At 60.6% G+C, this 18,481-nt stretch carries 16 protein-coding genes; 8 read left to right on the top strand and 8 right to left on the bottom strand.

Features of this window, described 5'->3' with window-relative positions; all coding sequences use genetic code 11:
- Positions 1 to 26: 26 nt before the first annotated feature.
- From DQ405_RS12570 to DQ405_RS12540, 7 genes are all read right to left on the bottom strand, one after another.
- Positions 27 to 653, bottom strand: coding sequence for a CoA transferase subunit B (locus DQ405_RS12570; protein WP_168424542.1), 627 nt, complete (start codon positions 651 to 653; stop codon positions 27 to 29).
- 2 nt (positions 654 to 655) lie between these two features.
- Positions 656 to 1,351, bottom strand: coding sequence for a CoA transferase subunit A (locus DQ405_RS12565; protein ID WP_168424541.1), 696 nt, complete (start codon positions 1,349 to 1,351; stop codon positions 656 to 658).
- A 36-nt stretch (positions 1,352 to 1,387) separates the two neighbouring features.
- Complete coding sequence (locus DQ405_RS12560) at positions 1,388 to 2,290, bottom strand: hydroxymethylglutaryl-CoA lyase (RefSeq protein WP_168424540.1); 903 nt, start codon at positions 2,288 to 2,290, stop codon at positions 1,388 to 1,390.
- A gap of 147 nt (positions 2,291 to 2,437) precedes the next feature.
- Entirely contained in the window at positions 2,438 to 4,399 is a 1,962-nt protein-coding gene (locus DQ405_RS12555; protein ID WP_168424539.1) for an acetyl-CoA carboxylase biotin carboxylase subunit, read from the bottom strand.
- Positions 4,396 to 5,199, bottom strand: coding sequence for a gamma-carboxygeranoyl-CoA hydratase (locus tag DQ405_RS12550; protein ID WP_168424538.1), 804 nt, complete (start codon positions 5,197 to 5,199; stop codon positions 4,396 to 4,398). Before DQ405_RS12550 ends, DQ405_RS12555 begins: the two co-directional genes overlap by 4 nt.
- Before the next feature lie 119 nt (positions 5,200 to 5,318).
- Positions 5,319 to 6,926, bottom strand: coding sequence for a carboxyl transferase domain-containing protein (locus tag DQ405_RS12545; protein ID WP_168424537.1), 1,608 nt, complete (start codon positions 6,924 to 6,926; stop codon positions 5,319 to 5,321).
- Between the two features lie 152 nt (positions 6,927 to 7,078).
- Complete coding sequence (locus DQ405_RS12540; protein ID WP_168424536.1) at positions 7,079 to 8,242, bottom strand: isovaleryl-CoA dehydrogenase; 1,164 nt, start codon at positions 8,240 to 8,242, stop codon at positions 7,079 to 7,081.
- 241 nt (positions 8,243 to 8,483) lie between these two features.
- Between DQ405_RS12540 and DQ405_RS12535 the strand changes: the two genes are divergently transcribed.
- From DQ405_RS12535 to DQ405_RS12500, 8 genes are all read left to right on the top strand, one after another.
- Positions 8,484 to 10,160 (top strand): AMP-binding protein, encoded by a 1,677-nt coding sequence (locus DQ405_RS12535; RefSeq protein WP_168424535.1) that lies wholly within the window; start codon positions 8,484 to 8,486, stop codon positions 10,158 to 10,160.
- 66 nt (positions 10,161 to 10,226) lie between these two features.
- Positions 10,227 to 10,820, top strand: a complete 594-nt coding sequence (locus DQ405_RS12530) for a peroxidase-related enzyme (protein ID WP_168424534.1) — start codon at positions 10,227 to 10,229, stop codon at positions 10,818 to 10,820.
- 103 nt (positions 10,821 to 10,923) lie between these two features.
- The gene (locus DQ405_RS12525) at positions 10,924 to 12,183 is read left to right on the top strand and encodes an OprD family porin (protein ID WP_168424533.1); all 1,260 of its coding nucleotides are present in this window, start codon (positions 10,924 to 10,926) and stop codon (positions 12,181 to 12,183) included.
- A 247-nt stretch (positions 12,184 to 12,430) separates the two neighbouring features.
- Complete coding sequence (locus tag DQ405_RS12520; RefSeq protein ID WP_168424532.1) at positions 12,431 to 13,204, top strand: ABC transporter ATP-binding protein; 774 nt, start codon at positions 12,431 to 12,433, stop codon at positions 13,202 to 13,204.
- Positions 13,201 to 13,917, top strand: a complete 717-nt coding sequence (locus DQ405_RS12515) for an ABC transporter ATP-binding protein (RefSeq protein WP_168424531.1) — start codon at positions 13,201 to 13,203, stop codon at positions 13,915 to 13,917. Before DQ405_RS12520 ends, DQ405_RS12515 begins: the two co-directional genes overlap by 4 nt.
- A gap of 94 nt (positions 13,918 to 14,011) precedes the next feature.
- Positions 14,012 to 15,226 (top strand): ABC transporter substrate-binding protein, encoded by a 1,215-nt coding sequence (locus DQ405_RS12510; protein ID WP_168424530.1) that lies wholly within the window; start codon positions 14,012 to 14,014, stop codon positions 15,224 to 15,226.
- 69 nt (positions 15,227 to 15,295) lie between these two features.
- Positions 15,296 to 16,183, top strand: a complete 888-nt coding sequence (locus DQ405_RS12505) for a branched-chain amino acid ABC transporter permease (protein WP_168424529.1) — start codon at positions 15,296 to 15,298, stop codon at positions 16,181 to 16,183.
- 2 nt (positions 16,184 to 16,185) lie between these two features.
- Positions 16,186 to 17,196, top strand: coding sequence for a branched-chain amino acid ABC transporter permease (locus tag DQ405_RS12500; RefSeq protein WP_168424528.1), 1,011 nt, complete (start codon positions 16,186 to 16,188; stop codon positions 17,194 to 17,196).
- Positions 17,197 to 17,642: 446 nt separating this feature from the next.
- Here DQ405_RS12500 and DQ405_RS12495 read toward each other — a convergent pair whose 3' ends face one another.
- Positions 17,643 to 18,419 carry an enoyl-CoA hydratase gene (locus DQ405_RS12495; RefSeq protein WP_168424527.1) on the bottom strand — a complete coding sequence of 259 codons (777 nt, stop codon included), beginning with the start codon at positions 18,417 to 18,419 and terminating at the stop codon, positions 17,643 to 17,645.
- Positions 18,420 to 18,481 lie beyond the last annotated feature (62 nt).

Below are 18,481 nucleotides of genomic sequence, written 5' to 3'. Positions count from 1 at the left end.
GTGGCATGTGGCCACCGGCCGCTCCTTCAGCGCTGAATCGGGCAACCGGTGGCTTCCTGAATCTGCTCGAAGGTGACATCGTCGGCCAGTTCGACCAATTTCAAGCCGTGCTCGGTAACGTCCAGCACACCTAGGTCGGTGATGATGCGGTTCACTACACCAACGCCGGTCAAGGGCAGCTCGCACTGCTTGATGATCTTGTGGGCGCCCTTGGCGGTGTGCTCCATCAGTACCACCACACGTTTGACGCCAGCTACCAGGTCCATGGCGCCTCCCATGCCCTTGACCATCTTGCCGGGAATCATCCAGTTGGCCAGATCGCCTTTCTCCGAAACCTGCATGGCGCCGAGAATTGCCAGGTTGATATGGCCGCCGCGGATCATGCCGAAGCTCATGGCATTGTCGAAAAAGGCGCTGCCGGGGAGGGCGGTGACGGTCTGTTTGCCGGCATTGATCAGGTCCGGATCGATTTCGTCTTCGGTGGGGAAGGGGCCGATGCCGAGCAGGCCGTTCTCGCTCTGCAGCCAGACATCCATGCCATCGGGAATGTAGTTGGCGACCAGCGTCGGCAAGCCGATGCCGAGATTGACGTAGAAACCGTCCTGTAATTCCTGTGCGGCGCGCTGCGCCATCTGTTCACGTGTCCAGGCCATGATCAGCTCCTCACCGTGCGTTTTTCGATGCGCTTCTCGGCGTTCGGGTTATGGATGATGCGCTGCACATAGATGCCGGGCAGATGGATCTGGTCCGGGTCCAGCTCGCCGGTTTCCACCAGTTCGTCGACCTCCACCACGCAGACCTTGCCGGCCATGGCCGCGAGCGGGTTGAAGTTGCGCGCAGTCTTGTTGAACACCAGATTGCCGGCCTTGTCGGCCTTGTGCGCCTTCACCAGCGCGATGTCGGCGGTCAGCGATTCTTCCATCACGTACCACTCACCGTTGAACTGGCGTGTGTCCTTGCCTTCTGCGATCAGGGTGCCGTAGCCCGTTTTGGTAAAGAAGGCCGGTATACCGGAACCGCCGGCGCGCAGCTTTTCGGCGAGGGTGCCCTGAGGGGTGAATTCGAGTTCCAGTTCGCCGGCCAGATACTGCCGCTCGAATTCCTTGTTTTCGCCCACGTAGGAGGAAATCATCTTGCGCACCTGGCGCGTTTCCAGCAACAAGCCGAGGCCAAAGCCATCGACGCCCGCGTTGTTACTGATCACCGTAAGCTCTTTCTTACCGGTATCACGCAGCGCCTCGATCAGCGCTTCTGGAATGCCACATAGACCAAAGCCGCCCACGGCGAGGGTCATGCCGTCCTCGATCAGGCCAGCGAGTGCTTGCTGCGCGTTGGGGTAGATTTTGTTCATGTGAGCCTCTTGTTTTCCGTATGTGGGCTGTCGCCGTCATTGCGCGCTGAGCCGTGCCCGGGCCACGCGTGATCCGTTGGGCCGGCCCAGCACATCGCTGATGCGTTGCCCCGCAGCGATCAGCGCGTCCAGCCCAATGCCGGTCTGGATGCCCAGGCCGTCGAGCATGTACAGCACGTCTTCGCTGGCCACATTGCCGCTGGCGCCCTTGGCATAAGGGCAGCCACCGAGTCCGGCGACGGAACTGTCAAACACGCAAATACCCTCGAGCAGGCTTGCATAAATGTTCGCCAGCGCCTGGCCGTAGGTGTCATGGAAGTGACCGGCGAGCTTGTCACGCGGAACCTCCCGGCTGACGATCTCGAACAGCTGGCGGGTCTTGCCCGGCGTGCCCGTGCCGATGGTGTCTCCCAGCGAGACTTCATAGCAGCCCATGGCGAACAGCTCATGCGCGACATGTGCCACGCGCTTCGGGTCGATCTCGCCTTCGTAGGGGCACCCCAGTGCGCAGGACACGTAGCCGCGCACCTGAATGCCGTTTTCACGCGCGGCTTCCATCAGGGGGGCGAAACGCGCCAGGCTTTCGTCGATGGAGCAGTTAATGTTCTTCTGCGAGAAGGCTTCCGAAGCGGCGCCGAACACCGCGACCTCGCTCACGCCGGCTTCGATGGCTGCTTCCAGGCCTTTCAGGTTCGGCGTCAGGGCCGCGTAGGTCACGCCCGGCTTCTGCCGGGTCTGGGCGAACACATCGGCCGAGCCGGCCATTTGCGGCACCCATTTGGGTGAGACGAAACTGCCCACCTCGATGTATTGCAGGCCGGCCGCGCTGAGGTCATCTATCAGCCGCACCTTGTCGGCGACGCTGATCGGCTGCTTTTCATTCTGCAGGCCATCGCGCGGCCCCACTTCCACCAGTCGTACATGTTTGGGCAGGGTCATGAAGGCTCCGTACGGTTTATGGTTCGGCGTAGGGCGGACAATGGCGGAGCCTTGTCCGCCGTCGGTGGAAAATGCTTAGCAGTTTCCAACTTGCGTGGGTCGCCAGTGTAGAACGGGGCGCCAAAAGGGCTCGTCCGCGAACTGTTTTCAAGCTTCATCCATCTCCAGCAATACCACTCCCTCGTTGACCATATCGCCTTCGGCGCAAAACAGACCTTTGACCACGCCTGCCTGCTGCGCACGGATGCTGTGTTCCATCTTCATCGCTTCCAGCACGACCAGTGTGGCACCGGCTTCGACATGCTGCCCGGCCTCGACCAGCACTCGCACGATGCTGCCGTTCATGGGCGCGGTCATGCCGCCGTGATGCTGATGGCTGGCTTCGACTTCAGCGATGGGGTCGAACGCCGTCACGGCCTCCAGTTCACCGTTCCATTCGAGGTAGAGCGTGCGACCCTGTCGGATAGCTTTCGGCTGGCGTGAAGCTTTTGTAGGAGCGAGCTTGCTCGCGAAGGCGGTTTCCGAGGGGGCTGGTTCGCGAGCAAGCTCGCTCCTACGATAATTCGTTCCCACCCGCACCAGGCGGCTTTGGCCGTTGCATTGCAGATGCATGCCAATGCGCGCTGGCATGCCGAAGCGCAGGCCGTCACGATTGGCCCACGGCGAATGGATATCGTCGCCCCGGACTTTAGCCGGTTCGGTCTGCACGAAGAGTTCACCCGCCAGCTGCCAGAACGCATCGCCCAGTTCGCCGGGCGTGCGCATCAGGTCGGCTTCATGACGCGGGATGAAACCCGTGTCCAGTTCGGCCGCGGCGAAGGCGGGATGGCCAACCACCCGGCGCAGGAAGGCGAGGTTGGTGCGTACGCCGCCGACGCAGGTTTCATCCAGCATGGCCAGCAGCCGCAGGCGCGCTTCCTCGCGGTCCTGGCCCCAGGCGATCAGCTTGCCGAGCATCGGGTCGTAGAAGGGCGACACCTGGTCACCTTCGGCCACTCCGCTGTCGACCCGACGGCCGGGACCGGCAGCCGATTCGCGATACAGGGCGAGGGTGCCGGTAGCCGGCAGGAAGTCGTTGTCAGGGTCTTCGGCATACAGCCGCACTTCGATGGCGTGGCCGTTGAGCGGCACCTGTTCCTGAGTGATCGGCAGCGGCTCGCCACGGGCGACTCGGATCTGCCAGGCGACCAGATCGAGGCCGGTAATGGCTTCGGTCACCGGATGTTCGACCTGCAGCCGGGTGTTCATCTCCATGAAGAAGAACTCGCCGCGTGCATCGAGCAGAAATTCCACGTGCCGCACGACGTAGCCGATGGCCTGCGCGGCCTTCACTGCCGCTTCGCCCATGGCGCGACGCAACTCGGCGGATAGGCCAGGCGCCGGTGCTTCCTCCACGACCTTCTGATGGCGACGCTGGATCGAGCAGTCGCGCTCGTTGAGATACAGGCAGTTGCCGTGTTGGTCGGCGAATACCTGAATCTCCACATGACGCGGCTTGAGCACGTACTTCTCGACCAGCATGCGCGAGTCGCCGAACGACGACTGCGCCTCACGCTGGGCGGACTGCAGCGCTTCGGCCAGATCGACCTCGCGCTCGACGACCTTCATGCCTTTGCCGCCACCGCCGGCGGTGGCCTTGAGCAGCACCGGGTAGCCGATCTTCTCGGCGGCGGTGCGGAAGGTTTCGACGTCCTGCGCTTCGCCGTGATAGCCCGGTACCAGAGGCACGCCGGCTTTTTCCATCAGCGCCTTGGCTGCGGATTTGCTGCCCATGGCGTCGATGGCGGAGGCGGGCGGGCCGAGGAAGACCAGCCCGGCGTCTTCGATGGCGCGAGCGAAATCGGCGTTCTCCGAGAGGAAGCCATAGCCTGGATGGATCGCCTGGGCGCCGCTGGCCTTGGCGGCGGCGATCAGCTTATCGATCAACAAGTAACTTTCGGCCGGCTTAGCCCCGCCGAGGTCAATGCGAATGTCGGCGTCGCGGGCGTGCCGTGCGTCTCTGTCGATGCCGCTGTGCACGGCAACGGTGGTCAGACCCATGGTTTTTGCGGTGCGCATCACGCGGCAGGCGATCTCGCCGCGGTTGGCGACCAGGAGGGTGGTAATCATTGCTGTGGCTCCTGCGTCCATTTCGGTTTGCGCTTTTCCAGGAAAGCATTCAGCCCCTCCTGGCCCTCTGGGCTGACGCGGATGCGAGCGATGCTGTTCTCGGTATAGCGGCGCAGCGCCGGACTCAGTGATCCGCTGCTGGCTTCGCGCATCAAGTCCTTGCTGGCGCGCATGGCCTGAGGACTGTTCAGCATGAGCGTATCGATCCAGCCGCAAAGGTTGTCGTCCAGTGCCTCGGCCGCATAGGTTTCCGACAACAGGCCGAGTTCCCGGGCGCGCTCGCCGCTGAAGCGCTCACCCGTCATGGCATAGCGACGTGTGGCACGTTCGCCGATAGCCTTGACCACGAACGGGCTGATCACTGCCGGCGCGAGGCCGATGCGAACTTCAGACAGCGAAATCTGCGCATCGGAGGCGCCGATCGCCATGTCGCAACAGGCGATCAGCCCCACGGCGCCACCGAACGCGGCACCTTGCACCACAGCTAATGTCGGCAGCTTCAGGTGGTAAAGGCTGTACATCATTTCGGCCAACTCACGGGCATCGGTGAGGTTGGCGTCGAAGTCCAGCTTGGCCGACTGCTGCATCCAGGCAAGATCGGCCCCTGCGGAGAAATGTTTGCCGCGACCACGCAGCAGCAAAAAGCGCAGGCTCTTGTCTGATTGCACCTCATCGATGGCAAGCACCAGTTCGCGGATCATTTCGGCGTTGAACGCGTTGTTCTTTTCCGGACGGTTGAGCCAGAGCGTGGCAAAGCCGCGCGCGTCTTTGTTCAGTTCGATGGTCTGAAAATCGGTCATTTGCTTTCTCCTGTAGGAGCGAGCTTGCTCGCGATCACGAAACGCAGATGCGGCCCCATTCGCCCGAGGACGTGGCATCCCTTGGCTACTGGCCATGCTGTGCGCTGATCGCGGCAGGCTCACATCCGGAATACACCAAAGCGGGTCGGTTCAATTGGCGCGTTGAGGCTGGCCGAGATGGCTAGGCCGAGCAGATCACGCGTCTGCGCCGGATCGATCACGCCGTCGTCCCACAGACGTGCGCTGGAATAATACGGATGCCCCTGGCGCTCGTACTGTTCGAGGATCGGTTGCTTGAGCTGTGCTTCGTCTTGTTCGGAGAAGGTCTGCCCGCTGCGCTCGGCCTGTTCACGCTTGACCTGCACCAGCACCCCCGCGGCCTGTTCGCCACCCATCACGCCAATGCGGGCATTGGGCCACATCCATAGGAATCGCGGATCGTAGGCGCGACCGCACATGCCGTAGTTGCCCGCGCCAAAGCTGCCGCCGATGACCACGGTAAATTTCGGCACCTGAGCGCAGGCCACAGCCGTGACCAGCTTGGCGCCATGCTTGGCGATGCCGCCAGTTTCGTACTTCTGGCCGACCATGAAGCCGGTGATGTTCTGCAGGAAAAGCAACGGAATGCCGCGCTGGCAGGCCAGTTCGATGAAATGCGCGCCTTTCTGCGCAGCTTCCGCGAACAGGATGCCGTTGTTCGCCAGTATTGCGATGGGGTAGCCATGCAGGGTGGCGAAGCCGCAGACCAGCGTGGTGCCGAACAGCGCCTTGAATTCATCGAACTCGCTGCCGTCCACCAGCCGCGCGATCACCTCGCGCACATCGTATGGCTGCTTGGATTGCGCAGGGATCACGCCATAGAGCTCTTCGGCGGGGTATAGCGGCGCGCGTGGTTGACGGGTCTCTACCTGGCCGAGCTTTTTCCAGTTCAGATTGGCGACGCAGCGCCGGGCGATGGCCAGCGCGTGTTCGTCGTTTTCGGCGTAATGGTCGGCCACGCCCGATGTTTTGCAGTGCACGTCGGCACCGCCCAGGTCCTCGGCGGTGACCACTTCGCCCGTCGCGGCTTTGACCAGCGGCGGGCCGGCGAGAAAGATCGTCGCCTGGTTGCGCACCATGATGGTTTCGTCGGCCATCGCCGGAACATAGGCGCCGCCAGCGGTACAGGAACCCATGACCACGGCGATCTGCGGGATGCCCATGGCGCTCATGTTGGCCTGGTTGAAGAAGATCCGGCCGAAGTGCTCGCGGTCCGGGAAGACCTCGTCCTGGCGCGGCAGATTGGCACCGCCGGAATCCACCAGGTAGAGGCACGGCAGACGATTCTGCTGAGCGATGGCCTGGGCGCGCAGGTGTTTCTTGACGGTGAGCGGGTAGTAGCTGCCGCCTTTTACCGTGGCGTCGTTGGCGATGATCATGCACTCGACCCCTTCGACCCGGCCGATGCCGGCCACCAGGCCCGCGGCGGCGACGTCTTCGCCGTACACCTCGTAAGCGGCCAGGGGCGCGACTTCGAGAAAGGCCGAACCGGGGTCGAGGAGGGCGTTGATGCGATCAAGCACGAGCAATTTTCCACGGGAAACATGGCGCTGCTGGGCTTTCTCACCGCCGCCCTCGCTGATTTTGCCGAGCAGCGAGCGGAGGCTTTCCACCTGCCCGAGCATCGCGTCGCGATTGGCTGTGAACTCGGGCGAGCGGGTGTTGATCTGCGTATTCAGGATGGCCATAGAACCCTCTAAAAGAGCGCTGGAGACTGAAGCTGGACGAAGGGCGGAGTGGCGCTTCATCCCGGGTAGGGCCGGCTTCAGCCCACCACCTCCGGGAATGGTGGGCTGAAGCCCACCCTACGGTTACCGCGTTCCGTCTCTGCTGCTTTGTCTTATTTGGTTTCGTTGAACAGCTCGCGACCGATCAACATCCGGCGTATTTCGCTGGTACCGGCGCCGATCTCGTAGAGCTTGGCGTCACGCAGCAACCGGCCGGTGGGAAACTCGTTGATGTAGCCATTGCCGCCGAGAATCTGGATCGCCTGCAGCGCCATCTGCGTCGCGGCTTCGGCGGTGTAGAGGATCACGCCGGCGGCATCCTTGCGGGTGGTTTCGCCGCGATCGCAGGCCTGCGCCACGGTGTAGAGGTAGGCGCGGCTGGCGTTGAGCTGGGTGTACATGTCGGCCACCTTGCCCTGAATGAACTGGAACTCGCCGATGCTCTGGCCGAACTGCTTGCGGTCATGGATGTAGGGGACCACCACGTCGAGGCAGGCCTGCATGATCCCCACTGGGCCGCCAGCGAGCACTACGCGCTCGTAGTCCAGGCCGCTCATCAGCACCTTGACGCCACCGTCCTCAACGCCCAGCACGTTCTCTTCCGGCACTTCGACGTCATCGAAGAACAGTTCGCACGTGTTGGAGCCTCGCATGCCGAGCTTGTCGAACTTGTTGCCACGCGAGAAACCCTTCCAGTCGCGCTCGACGATGAAGGCGGTGATGCCGTGTGGGCCCTTGTCCAGGTCGGTCTTGGCGTAGATCACGTAGGTGTTGGCATCCGGGCCGTTGGTGATCCAGGTCTTGCTGCCATTGAGTACGAAACGATCGCCCTTGCGGTCGGCGCGCAACTTCATCGAAACCACGTCAGAGCCGGCGTTAGGCTCACTCATCGCGAGTGCACCGATGTGCTCGCCGGAGACGAGCTTGGGCAGGTATTTCGCTTTCTGCTCGGGGGTGCCGTTGCGGTTGATCTGGTTGACGCAGAGGTTGGAATGCGCGCCGTAAGACAGGCCCACCGACGCCGAGCCGCGGCTGATTTCCTCAAGCGCGATCACGTGCGCCAGGTAACCCATACCGGCACCGCCGTATTCCTCGTCTATCGTGATACCCAGCAGGCCCATGTCGCCGAATTTGCGCCACATATCGTTGGGGAAGAGGTTGTCGCGATCGATGGCTTCGGCGCGCGGCGCCAGTTCGTCGGCAACGAAACCACTGACCTGATCGCGCAGCATGTCGACGGTTTCACCGAGGGCGAAGTTGAGGCCGGAATAGTTCATGTAGCCACCTGCTTGTCTTGTAGTTGTTCTGGTCAGCGGGTGCCACGCCAGGGAAGGCTGATTTCACCTGACGTTCGGCCCCGCTCTTAACGCATTCCGACACTGTTTTTGGTGTAGGGTGCGGTGGGTTGTCACGCTGTTACCTTTACGTTAACGTAACCAACACCCGGAATGGCTGTCAACACTCCAGGCGTCTGGGAAAGCAAGGCCTCATAACAAACATAAGACTGAGGAGATCGACATGAGTCTTCCGAGCTACACCTGCGGACCGCAGACCAAACCCCTGTTGGCGATGACCATCGGTGCGGCGTTCGACCGGACAGTCGAACAGTTCTCCGACCGTGAGGCCTTGGTCGTACGTCACCAGAACTTGCGCTACACCTGGGCGCAGCTGGCCGAACAAGTGGATCGTTGCGCGAGAGGTCTACTGGCCCTCGGACTGCAGCCTGGCGAGCGCCTGGGCATTTGGTCGCCGAACAACGCGCAGTGGTGCATCGCCCAGCTGGCCAGCGCGAAGGTTGGCGTTGTACTGGTGAACATCAACCCGGCCTACCGCCTCAACGAGCTCGAATATGCACTCAAGCAGTCCGGCTGCCGCTGGCTGGTCTGTGCCGATGCGTTCAAGACCTCCGATTACCACGCGATGCTTCATGAGCTACTGCCGGAGCTCGAGCGCTCGGCCATCGGTGCTTTGCAGAGCCACATGCTGCCGGAACTGCGCGGGGTGATCAGTCTGTGCGATAAGCCCGTGGATGGCATGCTGCTTTGGAACGGTCTGCTGGACATGGCTGAAAGCGTGGGCCCCGAGCAGCTGCGTCAATGCAGCGACCAGCTGCAGTTCGATGACCCGATCAACATCCAGTACACCTCCGGTACGACGGGCTTCCCCAAGGGCGCCACGCTCAGTCACTACAACATCCTCAACAACGGCTACATGGTCGGTGAAAGCCTCAAGCTCACCGAGCACGATCGGCTGGTGATTCCGGTGCCGCTGTATCACTGCTTCGGGATGGTGATGGGTAACCTCGGTTGCGTCACTCATGGCACCACCATGATTTACCCGAGCGCCGCTTTCGAGCCGCTTGCCACGTTGCAGGCCGCTGCCGACGAAAAAGCCACCGGCATGTACGGCGTGCCCACCATGTTCATCGCCATGCTCGATCACCCGGAGCGTCAGTCCCTGAATCTGGGCCAGCTGCGCACGGGAATCATGGCCGGCTCAACTTGTCCGATCGAGGTGATGAAGCGTGTGATCGACGAGATGAACCTGAGCGAGATGCAGATCGCCTACGGCATGACCGAAACCAGTCCGGTATCGACCCAGACTGCTGCCGATGATGACCTGGAACGCCGCGTCACCAGCGTCGGCCGCACCCAGCCGCACCTGGAAAGCAAGGTTGTCGATGAGCACAACCGCATTGTTCCTCGTGGACAAATCGGCGAACTCTGCACCCGCGGTTACAGCGTGATGCTCGGCTACTGGAATAACCCCGAAGCGACCGCGGGCGCCATTGATGGCGCGCGTTGGATGCATACCGGCGACCTGGCGATCATGGACGATGATGGCTATCTGAAGATTGTCGGGCGTAACAAGGACATGATCATTCGCGGCGGTGAAAACGTATATCCGCGCGAGGTCGAGGAGTTTCTCTTCACCCATCCAGCGGTGGCCGACGTGCAGGTGATTGGCGTGCCTGACAAGACGTACGGCGAAGAGATCGTCGCCTGGGTCAAGCTGCATCCGGGGCACGAAGCCAGTGCCGAAGGTCTCCGGGACTTCTGCAAGGGCCGTATCGCGCATTTCAAGACACCGAGACATTTCAAGTTCGTCGATGATTTCCCCATGACCATCAGCGGCAAGGTGCAGAAATTCCGTATGCGCGAGGTCAGTGTCGCCGAGCTCGGTCTTGCCGAGTGACAGCGAACGTTGGCCGGCTACGATCAGCCAATTGAGTATGCTTCTCCGGACGATAAGGAGCTTCCAATGACCCAAGCCATCAGCCGCTTTCCACTCGTTGAAGACCTCGCATCGCTACCAGCCGATGTACGTGAGCGAATCCTCGCGGTGCAGGAAAAGGCGGGTTTCATACCTAACGTTTTTCTGATGTTGGCCCATCGGCCCGATGAATTTCGCGCTTTTTTCAATTACCACGATGCGCTCATGGAGAGGGAATCGGATAGCCTCACCAAGGCGGAGAAGGAGATGATCGTGGTCGCGGTCAGCGGCGATCACGGCTGTCTTTACTGCGTGGTGGCTCATGGTGCGATTCTGCGAATCCTTGCCAAGGACCCGTTGATTGCCGATCAGATTGCAGTCAACTACCGCACCGCAGCTATCAGCGAGCGCCAGCGGGTCATGCTCGATTTTGCGATGCATCTGGCGGCACAACGTGGCGTACTGGATGACGCCTGGCAGGCGCGACTGGAGGAGCAAGGCTTCACGCTAGGCGACATATGGGATATCGGCGCGATTGCCGCGCTGTTCGGTTTGTCCAATCGCCTGGTGTCGATGGCGCGAACACCACCCAATGACGAATTCTATTTGCTGGGCCGTGTACCCAAGACTGCCGCAAGCTGAGCGGTAGAACGATTTACCGCACGACGCGGTAAAAACAGGCCCGGCAGGAGCGAGGTCGGGTCTGACAGCTGCATCAACCAAGACAATAACAAGAGAGATAACCATGCAACTGAAACCCCTAAGTCGTTTTTTCGTCTACAGCAGCCTCATGGCCACTGCGCTGGGTACCTCGACGATGGCTTCGGCCGCCTTCCTCGAAGACAGCAAGGCGAGCGTCGAGGCACGTAACTTCTTTATGCACCGTGATTTCCGCAGCGGTACCGGGCAGAACAAGGCCGAAGAGTGGGGCCAAGGCTTCATTCTCAAGATGGAGTCCGGCTACACCGAAGGACCGGTCGGTTTCGGCGTCGATGCCCTCGGCCTGCTGGGCGTCAAGCTTGATTCCAGCCCCGACCGTTCAGGTACCGGACTCCTCCCGCGGGATTCTTCCAATCAGCCAGAGGATGATTACGGGACCGCGGGCCTGACCGCCAAAGCGAAGATGTCCAACACCACCCTTCATGTGGGTACCCTCCAGCCAATCATTCCGGTGGTGATGCGAAACGACAGCCGACTGTTGCCCAGCATTTACCGAGGCGCCTGGTTACAGAGCAAGGAAGTCGAAGGGCTGACCTTGGACCTCGGCATGCTCGATCGCACCAGCTACCGAGACTCGTCCAATTACGAGGAGATGACGGTATTCAACGGTACAGGCCGTAATATCGATCTGGGCGGCACCGCTACCAGCGACGAATTCGTCTTCGCCGGCGGCAAGTACCAGTTCAGTCCGGAACTGACCGCTAGCTATTACTACGGCGGGCTGGACGGGATCTACAAGCAGCACAACACGCAGCTGGTTCACGTCATGCCGATCGGGGACAACCAGAGCTTCAAGACCGATCTTCGGTATGTGCGCTCCACCGATGACGGCAATAGCAATGTTGATAATAACGCCTTTGGCGCGCTCTTTACCTACAAGGTCGGCGGCCATGGCTTTACCGGCGGCTACCAGAAAATGAGCGGCGACACCGGCTTTGCTTATATCTCCGGTGGCGACAACATGCTGATCAACCTGTTACAGATCAACGACTTCGGTAACGAAGACGAGAAATCATGGCAGGTTCGCTACGACTATGATTTTGCCGCCATGGGCATCCCGGGGCTGAGCCTGATGACCCGTTATGTTTCGGGTGACAACGTCAACCTGAGCGCTGGCGGAGAAGGCGAAGAATGGGAACGCGACACTGATATCGCCTATGTCGTGCAAAGCGGTCCGTTGAAGAACGTCGGCATGAAGGTTCGTAACGCAACCGTACGTACCAATTTCGGTCGTGATATCGATGAAACCCGACTGATCCTCAGCTATACGCTGGCACTCTGGTAACAGCGCTTCGCATCACCGCAATACCTCCTCGTTGATCTTTTTTCGGGCCCATTGTGGCCCGGTTTTTTTAGGCTACTTTCAATGGGGACCCGTTTTTCTCGCAGCGAAAAGCAGTAGGTCGGAAGTCAATCGGACGTTTGAATTTGTAGCTTGCCTCAGGCTGTAAACGGTTTTTATCGTTTACGTAAAGGTCATCCAGCGACCTGCGCCATAACCAACAACAATAATCAGGGTTAGAGGGCATCTCATGGCACCAGAGTTCGTGCTGGAAACGCGCGGCCTGACCAAGGAATTCCGCGGCTTTACGGCGGTGGATTCCGTTGATCTACGCGTACAGGCGGGACACATCCATGCATTGATCGGCCCCAACGGAGCCGGTAAGACCACGGTTTTCAATCTCCTCACCAAATTCCTCACACCCACTCGCGGCGACATTCTCTATCGCGGCAAGTCGATCACCTCAATGAAGGCCAACGAGATCGCTCGTCTCGGCCTTGTGCGTTCGTTCCAGATATCGGCGGTGTTCGGCCACATGACGGTGTTGGAAAACGTCCGCGTGGCGTTGCAACAGAAGCTCGGCAACTCGTACCACTTCTGGAAATCCGAGAGAACGCTGCGCGATCTGGACGAGCGTGCCATGCAGCTACTGGCTGATGTGGATCTCGAAACCTTCGCCCAGACCTTGGCCATCGAGTTGCCCTACGGCCGAAAGCGTGCGCTTGAGCTGGCCACCACCTTGGCGCTTGACCCGGTTGTACTGCTGCTCGACGAGCCCACTCAGGGTATGGGCGGCGAAGACGTCGACATGGTCGTCGCGCTGGTGCGACGGGCAGCGGTAGACCGCACGGTACTGATGGTCGAACACAACCTCAGTGTTGTCAGCCGGCTCTGCGACCGCATTACCGTTCTGGCGCGTGGTGCAGTGTTGGCCGAAGGCGACTACGAGACAGTCTCAGCCAACCCGCAGGTACGCGAGGCCTACATGGGCAGCGAAGCCACCGCAGAGGAGGCTCATCCATGACGCCCTTGGCCGATCGTGACCAGCTGCGGCTGGATGACCTGCATGCGTTCTATGGCGAGTCCCATATCCTGCACGGCGTCGATCTCGTGGTTGGGCGGGGAGAGCTGGTCACGCTGCTGGGCCGCAATGGCTCCGGCCGCAGCACCACATTGCGCGCCATCATGAACATGGTCGGTCGACGCACTGGCTCCATCGTGATCAACGGCAACGAAACCATTGGAATCCCGGCGCACCAGATTCCCCGGCTTGGTGTCGGTTATTGTCCCGAAGAGCGCGGCATCTTTTCCAGCCTGAGCGTTGAAGAAAATCTGCTGCTGCCGCCCACCGTGCGCAGTGGCGGCATGGGGCTCGATGAACTCTACGAGATGTTCCCCAATCTTTATGAGCGTCGTTTCAGCCAGGGCACCCGGTTGTCCGGAGGCGAGCAGCAGATGCTGGCCATGGCGCGCATCCTGCGCACCGGCGCCAATCTGCTTCTACTCGACGAAATCACCGAGGGCCTGGCGCCGGTGATCGTGCAGAAGCTCGGCGAGGTGCTGATCAAACTGAAGAAACGTGGTTTGACCATCGTTCTGGTGGAGCAGAACTTCCGTTTTGCCGCCCCCTTGGCCGACCGCCATTACGTGATGGAGCACGGCCAGATCATCGAAGAAATCAGCGCTGCCGAACTGGATTCGAAAAAGGAGTTTTTGAATAGCTGTCTGGGGGTTTGATGCCTCTTGTCAGGAAGACCCGCCGGTTCGCCGTGTACGCCGGCGAGTGCGTCAACAATGGACACAACAACAAAAACAATCACAGTGGGTGAATATGAAAACCATCAAGAAAACTGCAGCTGCCGTTCTGGTTTCCAGCATGATCGCCGGTGTCGCACAGGCAGAAATCAGTAACGACGAAATTCGCATCGGTTATCTCGCTGACATGTCCGGCACCTACCGCGACCTGTCCGGCCCGGGTGGTCTCGAAGCGTTGAAGATGGCGATCGAAGATTTCGGTGGCAGTGTCGATGGCAAGAAGATCGTGACCTTCAGCGCCGATGACTTGAACAAACCGGACGTTGGCGCCAACACCGTGCGGCAGTGGATCGACGAGCGTAACGTCGACATGGTGACCGGCATGGTTGCCAGCTCCGTGGTGCTGGCGGCAAGCAAGGTGGTCGAGCAGGGCGACAAGCTGGCACTGATCTCCGGCGCAGCGGCCTCCAGCATCACCAACGAGTTCTGCTCACCCAACCATATTCACTGGACCTATGACACCTTCGCGCTGGCCAATGGCACTGCCAATGCGGTGCTCAAGGATGGTGGCAAGAGCTGGTTCATCCTCACCGCCGACTACGCTTTCGGTCACGCGATGGAAGCGGATATCACGAAGGTGGTCGAGGCCGAGGGCGGTAGCGTGGTCGGCACCGTGCGCCATCCCTTCCCGAGCAGCGATTTCTCGTCTTACATCCTGCAGGCCCAGGGCTCCGGTGCCGATGTCGTTGCGCTGGCCAACGCTGGCGCCGATACAGTCAACTCATTGAAGACCGCCAGCGAGTTCGGCGTGACTCAATCCGGGCAGCGCCTGGCCGGCATGGTGGTGTTTCTGAACGACATTCACGCCATGGGATTAGAAGTTACCCAAGGCCTGATGCTGACCACCGGCTGGTATTGGGATATGAACGAGGAAGCCCGCGCCTGGGCCAAGCGCTACGAGGAACGCATGGGCAGCATGCCGACCATGGTTCACGCGGGTATTTATTCGGCTGCCACCCATTATCTGAACGCCGTGAAGGAAACCGGTAGCGACGACACCGCAACCGTCCGTGCGCAGATGGCCAAGACGCCGGTCAACGATATGTTCGCCAAGAACGGCACAATCCGCGAGGACGGGCGCATGGTACATGACATGTACCTGGTACAAGTCAAAACACCGGCCGAGTCCAAGGGAGAATGGGACCTCTACAAGGTCGTCAGCACCATTCCTGGGGATGAGGCGTTCCGCCCGCTTTCCGAGAGTCAGTGCAAGCTGGTTACCAAGAACTGATCGGCCTGACCCGAGCCATTCCCCGGCCGCTGGCGGTCGGGGTGTCACGGACTTTCGTGGGTATGAATCATGACTCTTGTTTTCGGCGTTCCCCTGAGTGTTCTGTTCGGGCAGTTGTTGCTCGGCCTGATCAATGGGTCGTTCTACGCGCTGCTGAGCCTTGGTCTGGCGATTATTTTCGGCCTGCTGCGAATCATCAATTTCGCCCACGGCGCGCAGTACATGCTCGGCGCCTTCGCAGCATTCCTCGGGCTGAATTACCTGGGCATCAATTACTGGGCGGCGCTGCTGTTGTCCCCGCTGCTGGTCGGGTTGCTGGGGATCGGGATCGAGCGCGGCCTGCTGCGGCGCATTGCGGGTGAGGATCACCTCTACGGTCTGCTACTGACCTTCGGCCTGGCGCTGATCGTCGAGGGCAGCTTCGTCAAGTTGTTCGGTGTCTCGGGTTCGTCCTACCCGATGCCGGAGATGCTCAAGGGTGGGCATAATTTGGGCTTCATGTTCCTACCAACCTACCGCGGCTGGGTCATCGTTGCCGCTCTGACAGTGTGCTTCGCTACCTGGTACATGATCGAGCGGACGCGGCTGGGTTCCTACCTGCGCGCCGGCACGGAAAATCCGAAACTGATGCAGGCGTTCGGCATCAACGTACCGCTGCTGATTACGCTGACCTATGGGTACGGTGTGGCATTGGCCGCCTTCGCTGGTGTGCTCGCCGCGCCGATCTACGCGGTGACCCCGGGCATGGGCTCGAATCTGCTCATCGTCGTGTTCGCTGTGGTGGTGATCGGCGGCATGGGTTCGATCATGGGGGCAATCATCACCGGTCTGGCCATGGGACTGATCGAGGGCTTAACCAAGGTGTTCTATCCGGAGGCGGCGAATACGGTGATTTTCGTGATCATGGTACTGGTCCTGCTTGTCCGTCCCGCAGGCCTGTTCGGTAAGGAGGCATGAACATGTCGACTCAAGAAAGCGTTCAAGCGTCTCCCATGATCATGCGGGCCAATGCCGAGCGCGAACGCCGTCGTGCTGCGCTTCGCCGGCAGTATGTGTTCTACACGGTGCTGCTGGGGGTGGCATTGGTGGCGCCGATGATGGTCTACCCGGTGTTTCTGATGAAACTGCTGTGCTTCGCACTGTTCGCCTGCGCATTCAACCTGCTGCTGGGCTACGCGGGGTTGCTGTCATTCGGACATGCGGCGTTCTTCGCCTGTGGCGGGTACATCACCGGCTATATGCTCAGCAGCTACAGTGGCCTGAGTACTGAGTTGGGCATTCTCGCCGGCACGTTGGCATCGACGGTGCTGGGCCTGATCTTTGGATTGCTGGCGATCCGCAGGCAGGGCATCTATTTCGCGATGATTACCCTGGCATTGGCACAGATGGCATTTTTCGTCTTCGTGCAGGCGCCTTTCACCGGGGGTGAAAACGGTATGCAGGGCGTGCCGCGAGGGCACCTGCTGGGCTTGTTCGACATGCAGAACAACATGGCCCTGTACTACTTCGTGCTGGCGGTGTTCGTGTTCGGGTTTGCCATCATCCAGCGCACCATTCATTCGCCGTACGGCCAGGTACTCAAGGCCATCCGCGAAAACGAACCGAGAGCGATATCGCTCGGTTACAACGTCGATGCGCATAAGCTGCTGGCCTTCGTGATTTCCGCAGCGCTGACCGGCTTGGCCGGCTCGACCAAGACCGTGGTATTCCAGCTCGCCTCGTTGACCGATGCGCACTGGCACATGTCTGGCGAAGTGATCCTGATGACCCTGCTGGGCGGTGTCGGCACCATTCTCGGGCCGATAGTGGGGGCAACCGTGGTGGTGACACTGCAGAGCTCGCTATCCAACGGTCCGTTGGGCGAGTGGGTGCATGTAATTCTCGGGGTGATCTTCGTGCTCTGCGTGTTGCTGTTTCGCGCCGGCATCGTTGGCTGGCTGGAACGGCTGATCAAGCGGAATTTCAAATAGGCGAGTAGCGAGTAGCGGGAGGCTGGTAGCAAGAAGCAAGAAGCTGCAGCCGTTCACCCTTCAGCGCGAGTTTGGACAGGCGGCAGAGAGCGGCGAAGTCGCAGTGTCGAAGCTCACCAGGAGCGTAGGGGGCAGTAGATGGCTATGGGCTGTTTCTGTAGGAGCGAGCTTGCTCGCGATCGAGGGGTAGCGCGTGGCTACGGATCGCCGGAAAGGAGCTGGGCGTCCCCCGGCTCCTAGGAGGGCAACAGCGTCGGAGTAGGGTGCCGCTTTGTAGAGCGAGCTCGCGCGAGCAGGGAATACTGCGGACTTATGCAAGCGAATATTTGACGCGGACATTGGTAGACCCGCCGGGGCGAAGTTCTAGCTTCTGATACGCAGCATTCAGGTCTTTCCAGCTCCGATCCGCAAAGCCATAGGCCCCGCCTGCGCGGGGCCTGGTCGTTTCAGGCGTTGCGCCAGGTGGGGCTGCGCTTTTCCAGAAAGGCGTTGACGCCTTCTTTTTGATCCTCTGTATCGAACAGCTCAGCGAACAACTCGCGCTCGGCAGCCCAGCCGGCGTCTTGAGGCGCTTGTCGCGCATTCATAACCAGGCGCTTGCAGCGGCTGACCGAGGAGGGGCTCTGCTGGTCCACCAGCGCGGCCAGTTGCAGGGCCACTTCGAGCGATTCGCCACGACCTACCACCTCTTCGACCAAACCGATCTTCTCCGCCTTTTGCGCCGTAATGCGCTCGCCGCAGAGGATCATTCGCTTGGCCCAGCCTTCACCAACCAGCCACGGCAGATTCTGCGTGCCGCCAGCGCAGGGCAGCAGGCCCACCTTGGCTTCCGGCAGTGCCATCTGCGCCTGCTCCTCTGCGATGCGGATATCGCAAGCCAGCGCGCATTCCAGCCCGCCGCCCATGGCATAACCATTGATGGCGGCAATCGACACGCCGCGGAAACGGCTCAGCGCTTCGAAAGCGCGACCGAATAGCGCCGCGACTTCCTGCGCACCCTGCTTATCGCCATCGGCGAACTGCTTGAGATCGGCTCCGGCAGAGAAAAATTTCTCCCCCTGGCCGGTGATCACCAGCGCATACACGTGCGGATCGTCATTGAGCTGGCCGATCATCTGTTCCAGTGCCGCCAGAGACTCGCGGTCCCAGGTGTTGGCCGGCGGATTAGCGATGGTCAGCAGTGCCGTGTGGTCGCGCATTTCGAGCTGGATCTTCTGGCTCATGTCGGTTCCTTCTTGTTGGAATGATGCGGACGCCGTGAGGCGAAACAGTTTCGATGAACGAG

It is taken from the genome of Pseudomonas sp. SST3, from assembly GCF_003325755.1.
This window is presented reverse-complemented; position numbering and strand designations above follow the sequence as displayed.

Bases quoted from the DNA above. Each gene is read 5' to 3' on its own strand.
- DQ405_RS12510 (WP_168424530.1), top strand. From the start codon at position 14,012: ATGAAAACCATCAAGAAAACTGCAGCTGCCGTTCTGGTTTCCAGCATG.
- DQ405_RS12525 (WP_168424533.1), top strand. From the start codon at position 10,924: ATGCAACTGAAACCCCTAAGTCGTTTTTTCGTCTACAGCAGCCTCATG.
- DQ405_RS12515 (WP_168424531.1), top strand. From the start codon at position 13,201: ATGACGCCCTTGGCCGATCGTGACCAGCTGCGGCTGGATGACCTGCAT.
- DQ405_RS12545 (WP_168424537.1), bottom strand. From the start codon at position 6,926: ATGGCCATCCTGAATACGCAGATCAACACCCGCTCGCCCGAGTTCACA.
- DQ405_RS12530 (WP_168424534.1), top strand. From the start codon at position 10,227: ATGACCCAAGCCATCAGCCGCTTTCCACTCGTTGAAGACCTCGCATCG.
- DQ405_RS12555 (WP_168424539.1), bottom strand. From the start codon at position 4,399: ATGATTACCACCCTCCTGGTCGCCAACCGCGGCGAGATCGCCTGCCGC.
- DQ405_RS12505 (WP_168424529.1), top strand. From the start codon at position 15,296: ATGACTCTTGTTTTCGGCGTTCCCCTGAGTGTTCTGTTCGGGCAGTTG.
- DQ405_RS12570 (WP_168424542.1), bottom strand. From the start codon at position 653: ATGGCCTGGACACGTGAACAGATGGCGCAGCGCGCCGCACAGGAATTA.
- DQ405_RS12520 (WP_168424532.1), top strand. From the start codon at position 12,431: ATGGCACCAGAGTTCGTGCTGGAAACGCGCGGCCTGACCAAGGAATTC.
- DQ405_RS12540 (WP_168424536.1), bottom strand. From the start codon at position 8,242: ATGAACTATTCCGGCCTCAACTTCGCCCTCGGTGAAACCGTCGACATG.
- DQ405_RS12560 (WP_168424540.1), bottom strand. From the start codon at position 2,290: ATGACCCTGCCCAAACATGTACGACTGGTGGAAGTGGGGCCGCGCGAT.
- DQ405_RS12495 (WP_168424527.1), bottom strand. From the start codon at position 18,419: ATGAGCCAGAAGATCCAGCTCGAAATGCGCGACCACACGGCACTGCTG.
- DQ405_RS12550 (WP_168424538.1), bottom strand. From the start codon at position 5,199: ATGACCGATTTTCAGACCATCGAACTGAACAAAGACGCGCGCGGCTTT.
- DQ405_RS12535 (WP_168424535.1), top strand. From the start codon at position 8,484: ATGAGTCTTCCGAGCTACACCTGCGGACCGCAGACCAAACCCCTGTTG.
- DQ405_RS12500 (WP_168424528.1), top strand. From the start codon at position 16,186: ATGTCGACTCAAGAAAGCGTTCAAGCGTCTCCCATGATCATGCGGGCC.
- DQ405_RS12565 (WP_168424541.1), bottom strand. From the start codon at position 1,351: ATGAACAAAATCTACCCCAACGCGCAGCAAGCACTCGCTGGCCTGATC.